General features: G+C 54.8%; 21 protein-coding genes and 1 pseudogene. 12 read left to right on the forward strand and 10 right to left on the reverse strand.

All coding sequences use genetic code 11. From position 1 onward, the window contains the following. The first annotated feature begins 81 nt into the window (after nt 1-81). Nucleotides 82-300 (forward strand): translation initiation factor IF-1, encoded by a 219-nt coding sequence (gene infA, locus A3OW_RS0102890; RefSeq protein WP_020561928.1) that lies wholly within the window; start codon nt 82-84, stop codon nt 298-300. A gap of 42 nt (nt 301-342) precedes the next feature. Here the strand turns inward: infA and clpA are convergent, their stop codons facing one another. After that, nucleotides 343-2,604, reverse strand: coding sequence for an ATP-dependent Clp protease ATP-binding subunit ClpA (clpA, locus tag A3OW_RS0102895; RefSeq protein WP_020561929.1), 2,262 nt, complete (start codon nt 2,602-2,604; stop codon nt 343-345). 12 nt (nt 2,605-2,616) lie between these two features. Beyond that, nucleotides 2,617-2,940: an ATP-dependent Clp protease adapter ClpS gene (gene clpS, locus A3OW_RS0102900; RefSeq protein WP_020561930.1), complete on the reverse strand. Its 324-nt coding sequence runs from the start codon at nt 2,938-2,940 to the stop codon at nt 2,617-2,619. Between the two features lie 315 nt (nt 2,941-3,255). Between clpS and A3OW_RS0102905 the strand changes: the two genes are divergently transcribed. From A3OW_RS0102905 to purB, 3 genes are all read left to right on the forward strand, one after another. After that, nucleotides 3,256-3,717, forward strand: coding sequence for an NUDIX hydrolase (locus tag A3OW_RS0102905; protein ID WP_020561931.1), 462 nt, complete (start codon nt 3,256-3,258; stop codon nt 3,715-3,717). After that, the gene (gene mnmA / locus A3OW_RS0102910; protein ID WP_020561932.1) at nt 3,710-4,801 is read left to right on the forward strand and encodes a tRNA 2-thiouridine(34) synthase MnmA; all 1,092 of its coding nucleotides are present in this window, start codon (nt 3,710-3,712) and stop codon (nt 4,799-4,801) included. The genes A3OW_RS0102905 and mnmA overlap by 8 nt, the downstream gene beginning before the upstream one ends. A 114-nt stretch (nt 4,802-4,915) precedes the next feature. Next, complete coding sequence (purB, locus tag A3OW_RS0102915; RefSeq protein ID WP_020561933.1) at nt 4,916-6,280, forward strand: adenylosuccinate lyase; 1,365 nt, start codon at nt 4,916-4,918, stop codon at nt 6,278-6,280. A 218-nt stretch (nt 6,281-6,498) separates the two neighbouring features. Here the strand turns inward: purB and A3OW_RS0102920 are convergent, their stop codons facing one another. After that, on the reverse strand, nt 6,499-6,684 hold the full coding sequence (locus tag A3OW_RS0102920; protein WP_020561934.1) for a DUF6726 family protein: 186 nt from the start codon (nt 6,682-6,684) through the stop codon (nt 6,499-6,501). Nucleotides 6,685-6,853: 169 nt separating this feature from the next. Here A3OW_RS0102920 and A3OW_RS0102925 point away from each other — a divergent pair, with 169 nt between their 5' ends. From A3OW_RS0102925 to rlmD, 8 genes are all read left to right on the forward strand, one after another. Continuing rightward, nucleotides 6,854-8,083: a nucleoside recognition domain-containing protein gene (locus tag A3OW_RS0102925; RefSeq protein WP_020561935.1), complete on the forward strand. Its 1,230-nt coding sequence runs from the start codon at nt 6,854-6,856 to the stop codon at nt 8,081-8,083. Further along, on the forward strand, nt 8,083-9,366 hold the full coding sequence (mtaB, locus tag A3OW_RS0102930) for a tRNA (N(6)-L-threonylcarbamoyladenosine(37)-C(2))-methylthiotransferase MtaB (RefSeq protein ID WP_020561936.1): 1,284 nt from the start codon (nt 8,083-8,085) through the stop codon (nt 9,364-9,366). The genes A3OW_RS0102925 and mtaB overlap by 1 nt, the downstream gene beginning before the upstream one ends. A gap of 159 nt (nt 9,367-9,525) precedes the next feature. Next, nucleotides 9,526-10,227, forward strand: coding sequence for a Crp/Fnr family transcriptional regulator (locus A3OW_RS0102935; protein ID WP_020561937.1), 702 nt, complete (start codon nt 9,526-9,528; stop codon nt 10,225-10,227). A gap of 79 nt (nt 10,228-10,306) precedes the next feature. Beyond that, the gene (locus tag A3OW_RS0102940) at nt 10,307-10,693 is read left to right on the forward strand and encodes an SPW repeat domain-containing protein (RefSeq protein ID WP_020561938.1); all 387 of its coding nucleotides are present in this window, start codon (nt 10,307-10,309) and stop codon (nt 10,691-10,693) included. 180 nt (nt 10,694-10,873) lie between these two features. Further along, on the forward strand, nt 10,874-11,764 hold the full coding sequence (gene cysM / locus A3OW_RS0102945; RefSeq protein ID WP_026223284.1) for a cysteine synthase CysM: 891 nt from the start codon (nt 10,874-10,876) through the stop codon (nt 11,762-11,764). A 65-nt stretch (nt 11,765-11,829) separates the two neighbouring features. After that, nucleotides 11,830-13,875 (forward strand): hypothetical protein, encoded by a 2,046-nt coding sequence (locus A3OW_RS0102950; protein ID WP_020561940.1) that lies wholly within the window; start codon nt 11,830-11,832, stop codon nt 13,873-13,875. A gap of 14 nt (nt 13,876-13,889) precedes the next feature. Further along, nucleotides 13,890-14,471 (forward strand): YdbL family protein, encoded by a 582-nt coding sequence (locus A3OW_RS0102955; RefSeq protein WP_020561941.1) that lies wholly within the window; start codon nt 13,890-13,892, stop codon nt 14,469-14,471. A gap of 4 nt (nt 14,472-14,475) precedes the next feature. Next, nucleotides 14,476-15,810 (forward strand): 23S rRNA (uracil(1939)-C(5))-methyltransferase RlmD, encoded by a 1,335-nt coding sequence (gene rlmD / locus A3OW_RS0102960; protein WP_020561942.1) that lies wholly within the window; start codon nt 14,476-14,478, stop codon nt 15,808-15,810. Nucleotides 15,811-15,839: 29 nt separating this feature from the next. Here the strand turns inward: rlmD and A3OW_RS28430 are convergent, their stop codons facing one another. The 7 genes and pseudogenes from A3OW_RS28430 to A3OW_RS25855 all read right to left on the reverse strand — a co-directional run bounded on the left by A3OW_RS28430 (nt 15,840) and on the right by A3OW_RS25855 (nt 20,228). Then, complete coding sequence (locus tag A3OW_RS28430) at nt 15,840-16,826, reverse strand: DUF3387 domain-containing protein (protein WP_232422320.1); 987 nt, start codon at nt 16,824-16,826, stop codon at nt 15,840-15,842. Next, nucleotides 16,799-17,323 (reverse strand): type I restriction enzyme subunit R domain-containing protein, encoded by a 525-nt coding sequence (locus tag A3OW_RS28995; RefSeq protein ID WP_408605664.1) that lies wholly within the window; start codon nt 17,321-17,323, stop codon nt 16,799-16,801. The genes A3OW_RS28430 and A3OW_RS28995 overlap by 28 nt, the downstream gene beginning before the upstream one ends. Nucleotides 17,324-17,494: 171 nt before the next feature. Next, a pseudogene (locus tag A3OW_RS28440) lies at nt 17,495-18,493 on the reverse strand (DEAD/DEAH box helicase family protein); the annotation flags it as partial. Further along, complete coding sequence (locus A3OW_RS28445) at nt 18,490-18,984, reverse strand: type I restriction endonuclease (protein ID WP_026223288.1); 495 nt, start codon at nt 18,982-18,984, stop codon at nt 18,490-18,492. The gene A3OW_RS28445 and the pseudogene A3OW_RS28440, both read right to left, overlap by 4 nt. A gap of 6 nt (nt 18,985-18,990) precedes the next feature. Then, nucleotides 18,991-19,146 (reverse strand): type I restriction endonuclease, encoded by a 156-nt coding sequence (locus A3OW_RS28450; RefSeq protein WP_232422321.1) that lies wholly within the window; start codon nt 19,144-19,146, stop codon nt 18,991-18,993. Continuing rightward, complete coding sequence (locus A3OW_RS23885) at nt 19,139-19,657, reverse strand: transposase (RefSeq protein ID WP_033411541.1); 519 nt, start codon at nt 19,655-19,657, stop codon at nt 19,139-19,141. The genes A3OW_RS28450 and A3OW_RS23885 overlap by 8 nt, the downstream gene beginning before the upstream one ends. 205 nt (nt 19,658-19,862) lie before the next feature. Beyond that, nucleotides 19,863-20,228 carry a restriction endonuclease subunit S gene (locus A3OW_RS25855; RefSeq protein WP_020561946.1) on the reverse strand — a complete coding sequence of 122 codons (366 nt, stop codon included), beginning with the start codon at nt 20,226-20,228 and terminating at the stop codon, nt 19,863-19,865. Nucleotides 20,229-20,255: the final 27 nt, after the last annotated feature.

Below are 20,255 nucleotides of genomic sequence, written 5' to 3' on the forward strand. Positions count from 1 at the left end.
TTCCAGGGCTCGCGTGGGGCTACTGTTGTTAAATCCGGTGTTATGATATTATTTAGCGTTTTAACAACCAGGACCAACTTTATGGCTAAAGAAGATCAGATCGAAATGGAAGGCAAGGTTATCGATACCCTTCCCAATACCATGTTCCGGGTACAACTCGAAAATGGTCACATTGTCACCGCGCACATTTCCGGAAAGATGCGCAAGCATTATATCCGCATATTGACGGGGGATACCGTCAAGGTGGAATTGACTCCCTACGATTTAACCAAAGGCCGGATTACTTTCCGCATGCGTTAATTCCATAGAATGGAAAAAACGCATGCTTCCGGTTCCGCTGTCTTACGACACTGTCAACTCTTTGCTTTCGATAGAAAAAGCAAGGTCGTTATTTTCCACGTATATCCGCACATGGCCACCGTTCGCCAATTTGCCGAACAATAGGTCATTCGCCAGCGGCTTCTTAATTTTTTCCTGAATCAGACGGGCCATCGGCCGGGCGCCCATTTTCGGATCGCAGCCGTGTTCGGCCAGCCACAAACGGGCATCGGCATCCAGGTTCAGAGTCACCTTTTTTTCGGTAAGCAACGCTTCCAGCTCGAAGATAAATTTATCGACGACGTGCCCGACAATGGAGATGTCCAGCGGTTTGAACTGAATGATGGCATCCAGGCGGTTACGAAATTCCGGCGAGAAGCCTTTCTCGATCACTTTCAAGCTGTCGGTGGCATGATCCTGTTGCATGAACCCGATCGAAGCCCGGCTGCCTTCCTCAGAACCGGCATTGGTCGTCATCACGATAATGATGTTGCGGAAGTCGGCTTTCCGTCCGTTGTTGTCGGTCAGCGTGCCGTGATCCATCACTTGCAGCAGCAGATTGAAGACGTCCGGATGGGCTTTTTCCAGTTCGTCCAGAAGCAGCACCGCATGCGGATGTTTGGTGACCTGTTCGGTCAGCAAGCCGCCCTGGTCGAAGCCGACGTAGCCCGGAGGCGCGCCGATCAGCCTGGAAACGGTGTGCCGTTCCATGTATTCGGACATGTCGAAACGGATCAGCTCCACGCCGAGGATTTTCGCCAACTGGCGGGTCACTTCGGTTTTTCCGACGCCGGTCGGGCCGGCAAATAAAAACGCACCGATGGTTTTTTGCGTTTCGCGAAGCCCCGCGCGCGACAATTTGATCGCCGAAGCCAGTGCCGAAATGGCTTCATCCTGACCGAAGACCAGCATCTTGAGATTCTTTTCCAGATTGGCCAGTTTGTCTATTTCATTGATGGAAACCGACTTGGCCGGAACCCGGGCGATTTTCGATACGATGTCTTCGATTTCGGCGGCGTCAATGACCTGCTTGCGCTCGGTCTTGGACACCATGCGCTGTTTCGCGCCGGCTTCGTCGATGACGTCGATGGCTTTGTCGGGCAAATGCCGGTCGGGAATGAATCGGTGTGACAGTTCCGCCGCAAGACGCAAGGCTTCGCCCGAATATTTAACGTCGTGGTGTTCTTCGAAGCGCGATTTTAATCCTTTCAGGATCAGTATGGTGTCTTCGACGGACGGTTCGACGACGTCCACTTTCTGGAAACGGCGAGCCAGGGCGTGATCCTTTTCGAAGACCCCGCGGTATTCCTGGTAAGTGGTGGAACCGATGCAGCGCATCTGGCCGGAAGCCAGCAGCGGCTTGATCAAATTGGAAGCGTCCATTACCCCGCCCGAAGCGGAGCCGGCGCCGATGATCGTGTGAATTTCATCGATGAACAGTATCGAGTCGGGCTCTCTTTTCAACTGATTCACCAGAGCTTTGAGCCTTTTTTCAAAATCGCCGCGGTATTTGGTTCCCGCCACCAGCGCGCCCAAGTCCAGCGCATAAATGGTGCTTTTCATCAGCACTTCCGGTACGTTTTCTTCGACAATTCGTTTTGCCAGGCCTTCGGCGATGGCCGTTTTTCCGACGCCGGCTTCTCCGACCAGGAGTGGATTGTTTTTGCGGCGGCGGCAGAGTATCTGAATGGTGCGTTCGATTTCCAGTTCGCGTCCGATCAGAGGGTCGATCCTTCCTCTTAACGCTTCTTCATTCAGGTTGGTCGTATATTTATCGAGAGGGCTGCCGGAGGCTTCCGCATCGGGATTGCCCGGATCGGGATTGCGATCATCCGACGATGGGTTTTCCTGATCGACTTTCGAAATGCCGTGCGCAAGATAGTTAACCACGTCCAGCCTGGAAATGTCCTGTTTGTTCAACAGGTAGACCGCATGGGAATCCTGTTCGCTGAACAGGGCAACGAACAGATTGGCGCCGGAAACTTCTTTTTTATCGGAAGCCTGGACGTGAAATACCGCCCGCTGCAGTACCCGTTGAAACCCGAGAGTCGGTTGGGTTTCGCGTTGCACGCCCGGAGGAATCAGCGAGATGGTTTCGTCGATGAATTGAGTCAATTGGCCCCGTAGCAGCTTGATGTTGCAGCCGCACGCTTTCATGATCGCTTCGGCAGACTCATTGTCGAGCAATGCCAGGAGCAAATGCTCCACCGTAATGAATTCATGCCGTTTATCATGGGCATTTTTAAAGGCATTGTTTAAAGTAACTTCGAGTTCTTTACTTAACATAAGCTCACCAATTCATGCTTCTTCCATTGTACACAGCAACGGATGCTGATGCGCGCGGGAATAATCATTGACCAAATAGACCTTTGTTTCCGCCACGTCTTTGGAATATGTTCCACATACTCCCACACCCTGGGTGTGAATTTGCAGCATGACCTGTGTGGCTTTATCTTGGGGCATGGCAAAAAAATTCATCAGTATCTCAATCACAAAATCCATCGGCGTAAAATCGTCATTCAATAGAATAACCTTGTATAATGGCGGTTTTTTCAGTTTCGGCTTGGCTTCCTGAAGGGTCAGGCCATTCATGTTGTCTTGAAACGGATCGTAATCGGACATAAGGCATCGCAAAAAAACTTTATGTGCGTAACATAATACCAATAACAGCGGATTTCAAGCCTGTGCATGGATCCTTTCCGAACTCGAAGGTTTCTTTGCACGATAACAGTGTAATAGTAGTCAATTTTTGCAGTTTCAAGCTTCCTTTGAGGAAAAGTCGAGGATCGGTTGGTGTATCGAAACAGCCGGCCGGCCATTCAACACGAAGGGTTATCGCACGATTTGACCTTGTGGGCGTAAAGAGTTCAATTCTTTCTTATCATCATACTTAAATCGAGTAAAATAGTCGCATTTTTTATATTGGGTCGGGTTGCGATGGTTTGGAAGCCTCACGTCACTGTCGCCGCGGTGATTGAAAGGAACGGCCGGTTTCTTCTGGTCGAAGAAGAAACCGATTTGGGCATTCGCTTCAATCAGCCGGCCGGCCATCTGGAAGAAGGGGAAACCCTGGCCGAGGCGGTCCGGCGCGAAGTTTACGAGGAAACCGGCTGGCGTTTTGAGCCGGAATCGGTCGTTGCGGTTCAACTCTGGCGGAGAAATCCCGGAGCGCCGAGTTTTCTTAGAGTCTGTTTTTCCGGCCGTTGCACAGGCCACGATCCGGACCGGAAGCTGGACGACGGCATCCTGGCAACCCACTGGCTGAGCCGCGACGAGATCGCCGCGGCGCATCCCCGCTTGCGCAGTCCCTTGGTGCTGATCAGCGTCGACGAGTATCTGCAGGGGCATCGTTATCCTTTATCCTTATTAAAATCATTTCTCGATCTGGACCATGAGTAACAACATCATCGTCGGCATGTCCGGCGGCGTCGATTCTTCGGTGACGGCTCTCCTATTGCTGGAGCAGGGCCATCAGGTGACCGGCTTGTTCATGAAAAACTGGGAAGAAGACGACGGCACCGAGTATTGCACGGCAATGCAGGATCTGGCCGACGCCCAACAGGTATGCGATCGGTTGGGCATCGAGCTGAAAACCGTCAATTTCGCCGCCGAATACTGGGACGAAGTGTTCGAAGTATTCTTGTCCGAATTCGCCAAAGGCCGCACGCCGAACCCGGACATTCTGTGTAACAAGCATGTCAAATTCAAGGCCTTTCTGAATTACGCCATCGAAGATCTCGGCGCCGAATACATCGCGACCGGTCATTACGCACGCGTCGGCGAACGGAACGGCGAATATTTTCTGCTCAAAGGCCTCGATCCGGGCAAGGAACAAAGCTATTTTCTCTACACGCTGAAGCAAAAACAACTGGCACGCACGCTGTTTCCGATCGGCCATCTGCACAAGACCGAAATCCGGGCGATGGCGGAAAAGGCCGGCTTCGCGAACAGCCGTAAAAAAGACAGCACCGGCATCTGCTTCATCGGCGAGCGCAAGTTCAAGGAATTTCTCCAGCGTTATCTGCCGACTCAGCCCGGCGACATCCGTACTCCGGAAGGCCATTTGATCGGCCGCCACCACGGCCTGATGTATTACACGCTCGGCCAGCGCCAGGGCCTCGGCATCGGCGGAATCAAGGACACGCCGGACGAACCGTGGTACGTGCTCGACAAGGATCTCGAGCACAACGTGCTGATCGTCGGCCAGGGCCACGATCATCCGTTGATGCTGCACAATACGCTCGAAGCCGGCCGACTGGACTGGTGCAGCGGCCGGCCGCTGACCGAAACGATCCGTTGCGCCGCCAAAACCCGCTACCGGCAGGCCGATCAGGGTTGTACGGTGACTCCTTTGCCGGACGGACGCTGCAAGGCCGTCTTCGACGAACCGCAACGAGCGATCACGCCGGGACAATCGGTCGTGTTTTATGAGGGCGAGGTTTGCCTGGGCGGTGGCATTATCGAAACCAAACGGAATGAATAAATTGATACAAAAAGCCTATCAGCCCGTCTATTGACCTTTTTTCTTTTTATCGAGCCATTGTTTCAAGTCGCTCGAGTTAGCATTATATTTTGTCAAATAAACCCGGACCTCATCATGACTGATTTTCCCCTTTTTGCCATCTCCCCCATCGACGGCCGCTATGCCGATAAAGTAAAGAATCTGCGTCCCATTTTCAGTGAATACGGTTTGATCCGGTTTCGCGTTCAGGTCGAAGTGCGCTGGCTGCTGGCTCTGGCCGCGCATCCGGGCATTGCCGAAGTCCCGGCCTTTACCGGGACGGCGGTCGACGTTCTGAACGAAATCGTGAGCGATTTCTCGGAAACGGACGCGCAGCGGGTCAAGGAAATAGAAAAAACCACGAATCACGACGTCAAAGCCATCGAATATTTTTTAAAGGAAAAAATCGCCGGCAACGCCGAACTGGAAAACGTCGCCGAGTTCATCCATTTCGCCTGCACTTCGGAAGACATCAACAATCTGTCCTACGCCCTGATGCTGAAGGAAGGCCGCGCGGTCATGCTCGAACAGATCGAGGCCTGTATTGCGGCGATCAAGAAAATCGCGGTCGAAACCGCGGCACAGCCGATGCTGTCGCGAACGCACGGCCAATCGGCCAGCCCGACCACCGTCGGCAAGGAATTCGCCAATTTCGTCGCCAGGATGGAGCGCCAGCGGCGGCAACTGGCCGACGTCAAGCTGCTGGGTAAAATCAACGGTGCGGTCGGCAATTACAACGCGCACAGCGTCGCCTATCCCGAAGTCGATTGGGAGGCGTTTGCGCAAGATTTCGTCGAATCGCTGGGGCTGACCTTCAATCCTTATACGATCCAGATCGAGCCCCACGATTACTTGGCCGAGTTTTTCCATGCGCTGTCGCGGTTCAATACGATCCTGCTGGATTTCGACCGCGACGTCTGGAGCTACATTTCGCTGGGCTATTTCAAACAGAAAACCGTTGCCGGCGAGATCGGCTCGTCGACGATGCCGCACAAAGTCAATCCGATCGATTTCGAAAATTCCGAAGGGAATCTCGGCATCGCCAATGCGCTGTTCGCGTTTTTGGCGGAAAAGCTGCCGATATCCCGCTGGCAGCGCGACCTGACCGATTCCACCGTGCTCAGGAACATAGGCGTCGGCATCGCGCATACCAGCATCGCCCTTCAATCGACCTTGAAAGGCATCGGCAAACTGCAGATCAATCCCGACGCCCTGGCGGCCGATCTGAATGCAAACTGGGAAGTGCTGGCCGAACCGATCCAGACGGTCATGCGCCGCTACGGCATTGAAAAACCTTATGAAAAATTGAAGGAGCTGACCCGAGGCCAGCGCATCACGCCGCAACAATTGCGGTCTTTCATCGAAAATCTGGAGATACCGGACGAGGCCAAATCGGCCTTGCTGGCGTTGGAACCCGGTACATACACGGGCTATGCCGAAACACTGGCCGGAAAAATTTGAAAGGTCATTCCGAATTTGCGATTCGGTTCACAGAAATTTGGCTGTGATCTGCCATGCTTATAGTGCATTACGATGAACTGCCCCTCAGAGTAATGCAAATAATATTATTTGCTCCCAGGCTGTACCGAAAGGTACAGCCTTTTTCTTTTTCACATCCTGGCGCTTCCATGAAGGTTTTTACGCCTTCGCCGGAAATCGGAAAACAACTCCTTTTAGATTTAAATAGGCACATCGTCCACCGTTTCGGCGGCGTCGTCGATGACGTCGTGCGCGGCATTGCCGGCAACCGGAACAATGGAAACCGCGGCTCCCACTACCCGCATCGGCACCGTGGCGATCTTCGTCAATACACAGCCCGATAACAGAAAGCTGGCGGCGGCCAATAACAAAATCTTGAATTTCATAAGCAACCTCGCAAGTCGAACTCATAATAAAACCGACCTTTGACGGCCCTCGGAATCTTGTAAGGTCGCCGTATTTTTATCGTCGGTATTTATTTTTGATATTGGAGCAAGACAATCGTTCCGGGCAGGCAATAGAATAGACCCCCATTCCATCCTTTTATGGTCGATCGTGCTAAACCTCATCTGGATCTGTTTTTTTCTTATCGCCTTCGTCACTGCCTCGGTCAAATGGCTCGTTTTCGGAGATGTTCAGGTCTTCGCCGACATCATGGCCGCCATGTTCAGCCTGTCGAAGTCGGCTTTCGAAATCGCCCTGGGCTTGACCGGCATTTTGTCGTTGTGGCTCGGCATCATGCGCATCGGCGAACGAAGCGGATTCATCCGCTTGTTGACCCGGGGGTTGACGCCGTTGTTCAGCCGTCTGACGCCGGAAGTTCCGCAAGATCATCCAGCGCTCGGCGCGATGGTCATGAATCTGTCGGCCAATATGCTGGGTCTCGATAACGCGGCCACGCCGCTGGGCATCAAGGCGATGAAGGAACTGCAAACGCTGAATCCGGATCCAGCCACCGCGAGCAACGCGCAAATCCTGTTTCTGGTCGTCAATACCTCGTCGGTAACCTTGTTTCCGGTGACGATCTTCACCTACCGGGCCCAGCTCGGCGCCGCCAATCCCACCGACGTCTTCATTCCGATCCTCCTGGCGACCTACGTGTCGACGCTGGCCGGACTGCTGGCGGTCGCCGCCGTACAGAGGATCCGTCTGGCGGATCGGGTGGTGCTGGCGTATCTCGGCGGGTTTACGCTGCTGGTCGGCGCCGTCCTCGGCTATTTCGCCGGACTGCCGAGACAGGCCATGCTTGAGCAATCGGCCCTGATCAGCAACGTCGTCCTGTTTTTCCTGGTTGTGGCGTTTATCGTCGGCGCTTTGCAGAAAGGGATCAATGCTTACGAAGCGTTTGTCGACGGCGCCAAGGAAGGCTTTCAGACCGCCGTGACGCTGATTCCCTATCTGGTCGCGATGCTGGTCGCGATCGGTGTGTTTAGGGCCAGCGGCGCGCTGGAGCTGGTCAATGATCTGGTGCGCTATTTGGTTCGAATGATGGCGCTGGACGACCGTTTCGTCGACGCGCTGCCGACTGCGCTGATCAAACCGTTCAGCGGCAGCGGCGCCCGGGCGATGATGATCGACACGATGAAAACCCTCGGCGCCGATTCCTTTGCCGGCCGTCTGGTCTGCATCGTCCAGGGCAGCACCGAGACCACGTTTTACGTATTGGCCGTTTACTTCGGAGCGGTCGGCATCAAAAATATCCGCCACGCGGCAGGGTGTGGGATAATAGCCGATTTGGCGGGCGTTATCGCCTCCATTTATATTACCTACTGGTTTTTCGGTTAATGTTGGTTCATCTTAAAACACTCGGTTGCCGTCTGAACGAAGCCGAACTCGAAACCTGGGCTCAGGCTTTTCAAAAGGCCGGTCATCGGATCACCCGCGAGGCGGAGTCCGCCAACCTGGTCGTGATCAATTCTTGCGCCGTGACTCAGGATGCGGCAAGAAAATCGCGCAATCTGATCCGCCGCATCCACCGGGACAATCCCAGGGCCAAACTGGTCGTCAGCGGCTGCTATGCAACCTTGAACCGGGACGAAGCGGCCGCGTTGATGGGCGTCGATCTGGTGGTCGGCAACCGGGACAAGGATCAATTGGTGGAACAGGCTCTGGCCGAACTCGACGTGACCACGATGCCGGCGATGTCGACCGAGCCGGGCGAGATTTCATTGTTCACCCGAGGCCGCCAGCGCGCCTTCGTCAAGGTTCAGGACGGCTGCCGCTATCGGTGTACTTTCTGCATCGTCACCGTTGCCCGCGGTGAGGAAGTAAGCCGTCCGATCGCCGACGTGATCGGCGAAATCAATTCGTTGCATCGGCAGGGCATCGACGAAGTGGTTCTGACCGGCGTTCATCTGGGCGGCTACGGCAGCGATTCGGGGCAAAATCTCGTCGAGCTGATCAAAGCCGTGCTCGCCGAGACGCCGATTGCAAGGCTGCGCCTGGGCTCTCTGGAACCGTGGGAGTTGTCGGACGAGTTTTTCGAGCTGTTCGACAATCCGCGTCTGATGCCGCATCTGCATCTGCCGTTGCAGAGCGGTTCGGACAGCGTGCTGCGGCGCATGGCCAGGCGCTGCAAGACGGCGGAATTCGCCCGGATCGTCGAGCGCTTGCGCGCCAGGATGCCGTATTTCAACGTCACCACCGACGTCATCGTCGGCTTTCCCGGCGAAACCGAACAGGAGTGGCGGGAAAGCGTTGATTTCATCGGACGGACCGGATTCGGCCATGTCCATATCTTTACTTATTCCCGGCGCGAAGGCACCAAAGCGGCATCCTTGCCCGATCAACTGCCCGACAGCGTCAAGAAGGAACGCAGCCGAGAACTGCATCGACTGGCCGAAGAAATGAAGCTGAAGTTCCTGACCGACAATCTCAGCCGGGAGTTTCCGGTGCTGTGGGAGGGTTATTCCGAACCGCTCTCCGAAAACCAAAAACGAGTTTATGGTTACACGCCCAATTACATTCGGGTAGGCTGCGTGATCGGCCGCGAAGAATCGCTCGAAAACCGGATCCTCCAGGCCGAATTGAAAACGATCGGCGACAATTATGTTTTGACAGAGATTTAAAAAACCGCTCACAATAGATCCAGGCCCGATATGGCCAAACGATCGGTTTTCGCATCAGGCGCAGCCGGCAGGAAAGTGCCGAAGCCGTCCGATCAATCAAAAATACCCAAAGCTTCCCGGTCTTAAAGCCCTCAAACGATAGTTGAAGGAGTACGGTGCATGCCATTACCCGACGCTGCCTTCCCCACCGACTGGCTCGCCGAAGAAAATCTGGCCGAATGGCGCCGACATTGCCCTTCCGCCCGAATTCTTCACCTTCCCGACAAAGCCTTGCTCTACCGCCAGGGAGAAGAATGCCCTTATGTGTTCATGCTCGGCCGGGGCATCGTCAAGATTTCCTGCCTGACCGAACAAGGCAACGAATGGACCGTGGCGCTGCTCCGGAGCGGCGACATCCTCGGCCGTCTTCAAGGTCAAACCATTGAAAAAACGATGCCGGAAACGGCGCGGACGCTCGGCGAAGCCGCCGTCGTGCGCCTGGATCTTGACGAGTTTGTCCGGTTGATGAGCGAGCAAACGAGACTGCTGTGGCAGGTGGTCGGGACGCAATACGCCAGAAGGCGGCAGGCCGAGCGCAAACTGATCGACATGCTGGCCAAGCCGGTGGAAATTCGAGTTCTGGAGATGTTGAAAGAACTCGCCGAATGGTTCGGCAAGCGATGCACGCACGGCTATGCGCTGGAAATCCGTCTGACCCAGCAGGAACTGGCGGACCTGGTCGGCGCCAGCCGGCCGGTGGTCAGCACCGTCATGAACGACCTGCGCAGCCGAAGCCTTCTGGATTACACACGGGAGCTCATTTGTGTCAAGGACGATCTGTTCGACTATCCGGACAAGCCGGCGCCGTTGTTCTCCGGCTAACAGACAGCTCCGCCCGGCTTGTTGTAGGGTATGAACGACGGTGACCGTTTCGGTGACCCTTCGACAAAAGGAGCAAGCTATGAATTTTTTATCCAACATCGCGCACGGCTATCTGGATTATGTCACGGTCGTCATCTTTTTACTGGCGCCAAGCCTCTTCGGCTTGAGCGGCCTGCCGGCGATGATCGCTTACGGCCTGGCCGCCGTCCATCTGCTGTTGACGCTGGCCACCGACTTTCCCAACGGCATGGTCAAGATCATTCCTTTTCATCTGCACGGCTGGGTGGAGCGACTGGTCGGTCCCTTGCTGGTCGTTCTGCCGTTCATTCTCGGTTTTTCAAACGATGCAGCAGCCCGCAACTTTTACATCGGAATCGGTATCGTCATTATCGCCGTCGGAATCGGCACCGATTACAAAGCACACGGTAAAGAGACCGAGCGGGAAGGCACCGCCGCGTCCACCTGAGCCTTTCTTCGAGAGCAAGGCGGCGTTTATGTTATGATCGATCCGATCAGCGCCGCCGATCTGCTTTTTTCAACACGGCGCACTCGGTTGTCCCGACGGAAAGCCGTTCCTGCTGATATAATGCGGTTTTTCTTCTTCTATGGAATAATCCGTTTATTTCGGCAGATCGGGATGACTCTTATGACTTTTTCTACGATTGAATCTTTTGTCGGCAATACGCCTTTAGTCAGGCTTCAGCGCTTGCCCGGAGCAACCGGCAATACCATTCTGGCCAAACTGGAAGGCAATAATCCGGCGGGCTCGGTCAAGGACCGGCCGGCGCTGAGCATGATCAAACACGCCGAGGCCCGGGGCGAGATCAAGCCCGGAGACCGTCTGATCGAAGCCACCAGCGGCAATACCGGCATCGCTCTGGCGATGGTGGCGGCGATCAAGGGCTACAAGATGACTCTGATCATGCCCGACAACATGAGCGAAGAACGCCGCGCCTCGATGAAAGCCTACGGCGCCGAAATCATCCTGACCCCGGCGGCCGGCAGCATGGAAGCGGCCATCGATCTGGCGCGGGCGATGGAGGCCGAGGGCAAGGGACGGATTCTGGACCAGTTCGCCAATCCCGACAATCCCAGAGCCCATTACGAAGGCACCGGTCCCGAGATCTGGCGGGATACCCAGGGCACCGTTACCCATTTCGTCAGTTCGATGGGAACGACCGGGACGATCATGGGCACGTCGAAATTCTTGAAGGAGCAAAACGAGGCGATTCAGATCGTCGGCGTGCAGCCGGAAGGCGAATCCAAGATTCCCGGCATCCGGCGCTGGCCAAAGGAATATCTGCCGAAAATCTATCAGGCCGAACGGGTGGACCGCATCATCGAGGTGGACCAGGCGTCCGCGGAAAATACGATGCGAGCCCTGGCCGCGAAAGAAGGAATTTTCGCCGGCGTGTCGTCGGGCGGCGCGGTTCATGCCGCGCTACAGTTGTCGCGTCAGGTTGAAAACGCCGTGATTGTGGCGATCATTTGCGACCGGGGAGACCGGTATCTGTCGACCGGGGTGTTTCCGGGATAACGGTCTATCGACTTCTTGCCGAGTTCCCGTCCTTGCGGGTAAACGAGCCCTTCCTCGCATTCTCAATGATGAGGATTCTTCTGGCTTTTCTTCTTGTGGCCGCTCCGCCGAAAGCCGTCGCCGTGCAAAACGTGGTTTTCGATGCGGCGGCGCTGAAGGCTCGGGGGTGGCGCCTGGAGGGAATCCATCTCACTCTGACCGACGTCAAGGCGGCAAGCCCGCGGCTGATTCTGGCCATCGACCAGTTGATTTTGCCGCCGCCTTATGATGCGCTGCGCATGGCCAATATTCGCTGCGATGTTTTCGACTGGGGGAATAACGAGCTTTGGTGCCGACGGGGCGGGGCGGAGATCGGTATTTTTCGGAGACAGACGGTTTCCGGCAAGATCTTCCTGCATATCGGCGAAAAAGAGATCGTCTTCGCTCTAAACGACTTGCGCCTGGCGCGCGGCCGGCTTTCCGTAGAAGGCATCGCGCGGGGCGATGAATGGCGGCTGCGCGTTCAAGCCGAAGAACTCGATGGCGGTCCTCTGCAACGGCTGCTGAAAATCGGCTTGTTCGACATTAAAAGCGGAAAAATCAGCCTGAATCTGGAAGCTGCGGGCCATAAGGCGCGGATCGACGATTTCGACCTGACGGCCGAGGTGGAGGATTTGACCTTGCAGACCCAAGAAGGTCGATGGGCTTCGGAAGGCTTGATTCTGGCCGCGGCAGTGTCCGCGCAAAACCGGGACGGCCTCTGGCAGTGGCGCCATCGTGCCCGTTTGGCGGGCGGCGCGGTGTTTATCGATCCGGTTTATCTGGACGCGGCGGAAAAACCGATCCAGTGGGATGCGGAGGGAGCCTGGAACAGCGCAAGGGAAGAAGCCGAAATCCGTTCCTTCCGGTACCGGCACGAGGGTACCGGAGAAGCTGAAGGCAGCGCCCGGATCCGCTTCGGGGACGGCTTCAGCCTGGAGCAGGCCGACCTGTCCGTCGGCAGCCGGGATCTGCAGCGCTTTTCCGTCGTCTATTTCAAGCCCTTCATGGAAGAAACTCCGGGGGCCGGCATTTCGATGGGCGGCAGTCTGACCGCGCATCTCGAATTGGCGCGAAATTCATTAACCGACGCTTCGATATCCTTTCACGATCTGGAAGTCACCGATGCGGAAGGTCGCATCGGCGTCGGCGGCGGCTTCGGCACGGTCAACTGGTCGCGCCGCGAAACCTTCCGGCAGCCGTCCCGCCTGGCCTGGCGGCGCCTGCAACTGGGCGCTTTGCCGGTCGGGCCGGCCCGTTTGTCGTTGTTGGCCAAGGCCGACACGATCCGTCTGCTGGAAAAGGCCAAACTGCCTTTTTTAGGTGGCGCCATCGCGATCAACCGGTTTGACTGGCTGGCGAACCGGCACCGGGAGCCGGAGCTTTATTTCGAAGGAAATCTAAACAACGTATCGCTGGAACAATTGTCCCGGGCGCTTGACTGGACGCCTCTGTCCGGCACCGTCAGCGGCCGCATTCCGGGCGTCGAGTACCGCAATGGCACGTTGAAACTGGGCGGCGAGCTGATCTTCAAAGTGTTCGACGGCCTCGTGAAAGTCGGAGAGCTCGGTTTGTCGGGACTGTTTTCCGATTTGCCGAGGCTCACCGCCGAGATCGAAGTCGACAATCTCGACATGGATCAAATCACCCGCCGGTTTGAATTCGGCGGCATTACCGGCAGGCTTTCGGGATTCGTTAAAAATCTGGTGATGGAAAACTGGCGGCCGCTTTCCTTTTATGCCTGGCTGGGCACGCCGGACGACGACGATTCCAGGCACCGAATCAGCCAGAAAGCCGTTAAAAACATCGCCAGCATCGGCGGAGGCGGCGCGACCGACCTGGTCTCCCGCAGTTTTTTGAGCCTGTTCGAAACGTTCGGCTACGACAAACTGGGCCTGGGCTGCTATCTGCATCAGGGCGTCTGCCAGTTGATGGGACTGGAGCCGACGGAATCGAAAGAAGGCTATTACATCATCAAGGGCGGCGGACTGCCGCGCATCGACGTGATCGGGTATAATGCCAGGATTGACTGGAATGTTCTGATGGAACGGCTAAAGCGCATCACATCGTCCGACAAAGTCATTATTCAATAATTCAAGAGATCACTATGAAAAAACTATCGATATTGGGTGTATTGCTGCTGAGCGCGTGCGTCACCATTAATATCTATTTCCCGGCGGCGGCGGCTGAAAAGGCGGCCGATGAAATCATCCAGGACATCCAGAATGCCGCCCCGCAAAAACCGGAACCTCAATCCGCCTTGCCGGATTCACAAAAAACCGTTTATCTGTGGCTCGACAAGGCCATCGGCGCCTTTATTTCCCCGGCGGCCGCTGCCGAAGCCGATCTAACGATCGACAGCGTCGACATCAGGCGCCTTACGGCCTCGATGGAAAGCCGTTTTCCGTCGCTGAAACCTTTCTACGACAGCGGCGCGATCGGCATTCAGGAAGACGGCTTGCTGACGGTGCGCGACGCCGCCAACGTGCCGCTCAAGGACAGGAATAAGGTCAATAAACTGGTCGCCGCCGAAAACAAGGACCGCACCGGCCTGTACCAGGCGATCGCCAACGCCAACGGCCATCCGGACTGGTTCGGACAGATCAAGGCCACTTTCGCGAAACGCTGGGTCGGCAACGCCCGGTCCGGCTGGTGGTATCGGCAATCCGGAAGCTGGAAGCAGAAATAACCGTATGGCCGTAAGAAAACCGAGAAAGAAAGTCCTGCCGGACACCCCGGTGCAGGCCGAGATAGAGTCCCTGACGCACGACGGACGCGGCGTGGCGCATGTCGGCGGCAAGGCCGTATTCATCGACGACGCCTTGCCCGGCGAATCCGTCGAATTCGTTTACACCGACAGCCGCCGCGATTACGCCGAAGGCAAGGTCGTTAACGTGCTTCAGCGCTCCGCGGACCGGGTCGAGCCCGCCTGTCCCCATTACGGCGTCTGCGGAGGATGCAGCTTTCAGCATGTCGAAGCCGGTGCGCAAATCCGGATCAAGCAGAATTTATTGGCCGAACAATTCAAACGCATCGGCAAGGTCGAGGTTCCCGGCTTCTGGCCGCCTCTGACCGGCCCCCATTGGGGCTATCGCCGCAAGGCGCGCATGGGCGTCAAATACGTGGCCAAGAAAGATCGGGCTCTGGTCGGTTTCAGGGAACGGCGCCATCAATATCTGGCCGAGATCGGCAACTGCCGGGTCATGCATCCGATTGTCGGCACTCGTCTGACCGCACTGTCCGAGCTGATCGCAGGCCTCAGCATCCGCGAAAAGATTCCTCAGATCGAGGTGGCCATCGGCGACGAGCAATGCGTTCTGGCCATTCGCGTGCTGGAGCCGCCGACCGCCGCCGACATCGAGCGGCTGCGTAGCTTCGGGCGGGAGCACGGCATCAGCCTCTGCCTTCAGTCGAAAGGTCCCGATACGATCGAGCCCCTGCCGGGAGAGCCGGAGGTGACTCCGGTTTATGCGCTGCCGGATCAGTCCGTCGAGTTCAAATTCAGGCCGGCCATGTTCACCCAGGTGAATTATGAGATCAACCGGCAGATGATCAACCGGGTGCTGGAACTGCTGGATCTCAACAAGAACGATAACGTACTGGATCTTTTTTGCGGACTCGGCAATTTCACGCTGCCGATGGCGACTCTGGCCGGTTCGGTGACCGGCATCGAAGGCGACCAGCCTCTGGTCGATCACGCCAGGGAAAACGCCCGGCACAACGGCATCGGCAACGTCGAGTTCTACGCTGCCGATTTGAGCAAGGATATCAGCGATCAGTCCTGGGCCAACCGCAAATACAACAAAATCCTGCTCGACCCTTCCAGGGCCGGCGCTTCGGAAGTCTTGCCCCATTTCAAGAAATGGCAGCCCGAACGGATCGTCTACGTCTCCTGCAATCCCTCCACGCTGGCCCGCGACGCCGGAATTCTGGTGAACGAGCTGGGCTACCGGTTGATCAAAGCCGGCGTCATGGACATGTTCCCGCAAACCGCGCACGTGGAGTCGATTGCGTTGTTCGAGAAGTAAAAATGATGTGTCTTGCGGAGGCTTCGGGTTTAGACGGCATAGCCTTCCGCAAGCTCACCGGCAATCATTTCGGCCTGTTTCAATACCGTTTCGGTGGCCAGTAACTGCATATCCGGCGGATAGCCAAATTGCCGCAAGGTTCTCTTCACGATGACCTTCAACTTGGCTTTGACGCTTTCTTTAATCGTCCAGTCAATCGAAGCGTTTTCTCTGACGCGTTGCGTTAAAACCACCGCCAATTCCCGCAATTGATCGTGCTGCATCAGCTCTTTTGCGCTGTCGTTGCTGGCGACCGCCGTGTAAAAGGCATACTCGAAATCGGTCAGACCCAGATTTTTTGCCTCGTTGTCGGAATCAACAATTTCTTTGCTGATTTTGATGAGTTCATCCATGACCTCGGCGGCGGTCAGGATTTTGTTATGGTACTTTTTAATCGCCGTTTCCAGCATCTCCATCAGGGATTTGCTTTGCACCAGATTCTTTTTCGCACGGACTTTCAGCTCGTCATTGAGCAGTTTTTTCAGCACTTCTAACGCCACGTTTTTATGCTCCATTCCTTTCAGTTCCAGCAAAAACTCATCGGAAAGAATGGAAATATCCGGCTTTTTAATGCCGGCCGCATCGAATATATCGATCACTTGTTCGGACACGAGGGCTTTATCGATCACCTGCCGGATCGTGGTTTCGATTTCCTCATTAGTTTTGCCGGAGCCTGCGCCATCAAACTTGGCTAAGCGTGCCTTGACCGCCTGAAAGAAGGCGACTTCATCCTTGGCATCCATGGCTTGGTCATGCGGAATCGCAATCGCAAAGGCTTGGGACAAAGCGGTGACTTCATTGATGTAGCGTCTTTTGCCGTCTTCCAGACCTAAAATATGATTCTCAGCCGCGAGGATTAGCGATAGCTTTTGCGCGGTGTTGGCTTCAAAATAGTTCTCATAAGGGAAGCCGTGATACATCGCGGAGATCACTTCGATTTTCTCCAGCATCACATTGACCGCTTGTTCTTGAGCCAAGGTTGGATCACCCCGACCGCCGGCATCGGAATGAAAGACAGCGCTTCTTTCAGATCGGCGGCAATGCCCAGATAATCGACGACCAAGCCGCCGGGCTTATCTAGATAAACCCGATTGACCCGCGCTATCGCCTGCATCAGGTTATGCCCCTTCATCGGCTTGTCGATATAAAGCGTGTGCATGCTCGGCGCATCGAAGCCGGTCAGCCACATATCGCGCACGATCACGAGTTTCAGTTCGTCATCGTTATCCTTCATGCGCTCCGCCAAGGCTTTGCGCTGCTGCTTGGTGGTGTGGTGTTTGGCGATCTTGGCGCCGTCTGATGAGGCGGACGTCATCACGACTTTAATGGCACCTTTATTCGGGTCATCGGAGTGCCATTCCGGTTTGAGTTTGACGATTTCTTCATAAAGATCGGCGGCAATGCGCCGGGACATCGCCACGATCATGCCCTTGCCGGAAAAGACTTCCTGCCGCGCTTCAAAGTGGACAACCATATCCTTGGCGATATTCCGAATGCGTTTTTCACTGCCGACCAAGGCTTCGACTTGCGTCCATTTCGCCTTGGCTCTTTGGGTTTCCGGTAGGGGCGAAAAATTTTTCGCCCCTACATCATCAAATTCCTGATCAAGTTCGGCAATGAGTTTTTTGCCTTCATCGCTCAAGCCCACTTTCGCCAAGCGGCTTTCGTAGTAAATCCGCACCGTTGCGCCGTCTTCGACCGCTTGGGCAATGTCGTAAATATCAACGTAATCGCCGAAGACCGCCGGAGTATTCACGTCCGTTTTCTCAATCGGCGTGCCGGTAAAACCTAAGTAAGTCGCATTGGGCAAGGCATTGCGCAGATATTTGGCAAAGCCATACACGACCTTTTTGCCGACGACTTCGCCCTAATCGTCTTTCTCATCGACCGTCTTTGCCTGAAAGCCGTATTGGGTGCGGTGCGCTTCATCGACCACGACGATGATGTTCCGGCGATCGGAGAGTTGTTCGTAAACATTGCCTTCCTCCGGCTGAAACTTCTGGATCGTCGAGAACACCACGCCGCCGGAGCCGACTTTCAGCAGTTCCTTGAGCTGTTGCCGGTCATCCGCCTGTTTGGGCTCCTGCCGGAGCAATTGCGCGTTTGCGGCAAAGGTATCGAACAATTGATCGTCAAGATCGTTGCGGTCGGTAATCACCAACACGGTCGGATTATCCAATGCCAACACGATCTTGCCGGTATAAAACACCATCGACAGCGATTTACCGCTGCCTTGGGTATGCCAGACGACACCGGCTTTTTTGTCGCCCCTGGCTTGCTTATCCACGCAGGGCAAACCGTAACTGGCGGGTGGTTCTTGTAGGGGCAAATAATTATTTGCCCCTACATTTGCCCCTACGGCGCGAAAGGTCGAGGCAATAGCCGCGTTCACGGCGTAATACTGATGATACGCCGCCAGTTTTTTCACCGTGCCGATGCTGATGACGCCGGTCTTCGGGTGCCCCTGGGCATTCTTTCTGGCTTCGCTATTCACCTTATCTTCTTTTTTGGATTTCTCGAACACCACGAAATGCCGGATCAAATCGAGCAGCGTGGCTTTGTTGAGCATGCCGTTAATCAGGGTTTCGAGTTGGCTGACCAGAGGCGAGGCTTCGGTTTTACCGTCAACCGATTTCCAAGTCATGAATCGGCTGAAACTTGCCGACAACGATCCGCCTTGGCTTCCAAGCCATCGGAAATCACCAGAATCGCGTTCGTGGTAAACAGGCTTGGAATCGTATGCTTGTAAGTGTCTACCTGCTTGTAGGCGGCTTTGATCGTGGCGTTTTCATCGGCAGGATTTTTCAGCTCGATCACCACCAACGGCAGACCGTTGACGAACAGAACCAGATCGGGGCGCTTGTTCTGGTCGTTTCCCCCATGCGGGGATAAATCGATGACCGTAAACTGGTTGGCGACGACGAATTCGTTATTGTCCGGCTTGGCAAAATCGATCAGCCAAACCAGATTGCCGCGATCCTGCCCGTCCTTTTGATAACTGACCTTCACGCCCTCGGTGAGCAGCCGATGGAAGATTTCGTTGGCCGCCAGCAATTCCGGCGAATGGATGCGCTCAACCTCTTTCAGCGCCTCTTGCAGCGAGCTCTGTGGAACGGCCGGATTGATGCGCTGCACGGCTGACTAGAGGCGGTCTTTCAGGATCACTTCATCATAGTGGCGGCGCTCCGGCTTGTCGCCATCGGGAGCAATGTCGGGAGCGTAGACGTAGTTATAACCAAGCCGTTCGAACAGCTTGATGGCGAATTCTTCTATCGCGGATTCGATGAGTTTAGACATGATAGGTATCGTCCAGCCATCGTTGAGGATTGGTTTGGATGTATTCCACGATTTTTAAGTAAGCTTCCTCATTGCGGATGATGTGTTCATGATAATTACGCTGCCAAACCACATCAATATCCGTATTTGCGCGAAACCATTTTGTAACGCCAATCTTAAACCCTCTTATGATCGAACCGATGGTCTTGGATGTGCCATGTAGGGGCAAATAATTATTTGCCCCTACATAATTATTTGCCCCAACGGTAATGGTGATAATTCCATGCACGTGATTGGGCATCACGACAAATTCATCGGCGACGACATCAGGAAAATGATCGGGGATGGCGCGCCAACAATTTTCTGCAGTTCTGCCACCATCATTCAATCGCATTTCTCCATCCACAATTTCGCCGAATAACGGCAAGCGTGTATACGTGCAAAGGGTGACGAAATAGAGCCCCGCCTGAGAATAATCATAGTTTTTAAGTCGGATCGATTTTCGATGATGAATTTCCGGATTAAATTTCATATCTTTAGGGAGAGCGCCGTTTTGGGCAAAATGGGAATATCGGCACGGGCAAAATTTTTTTATCATCGGCACGGGCAAAAAATTTTACCATCGGTAGGGGCAAAAAATTTTTTGCCCCTACAAGTCGTCCGGCAAACGGATGTGCAATTGATTATTGACGGGAATGTCGGTTTCGATTTCGTAATAAGCTTGCATGGCTGGTGTCCTATGGGGTAAGTCTGACGCGGATTTCGCCGCTCATGAGTTTGGGCAGTAAAGTGTCGCGGAGTTTTTCGAGGGTGTAAATTTGAGAAATGTTTTTGAACTTCTTGCCCAACAAGCATTTTGCTTGTTGTGTAAAAGCATCAATTTTTTCTTTAGGCGGCAAGAAAAACTCATAGCTTGGAATAGCTTCCTTGCTCAAATGCAACACCGTTGAGCCATTTGATAGACCCAAGCAGTGCTGTTTGAATTCTCTTGTTCTCATCATTCGGTAAAGGAATTCATTGGACAGCCATTCAAATTTTGGAGTGACTTTTACCAAGTCCATAGAAATGACTAATGTCTCGTATAGCGGATCGGATATGACCATCACCGGATTTCCTATAACGGCAGCATC

This window comes from Methylosarcina fibrata AML-C10 (assembly GCF_000372865.1).
Lineage (GTDB): Bacteria > Pseudomonadota > Gammaproteobacteria > Methylococcales > Methylomonadaceae > Methylosarcina > Methylosarcina fibrata.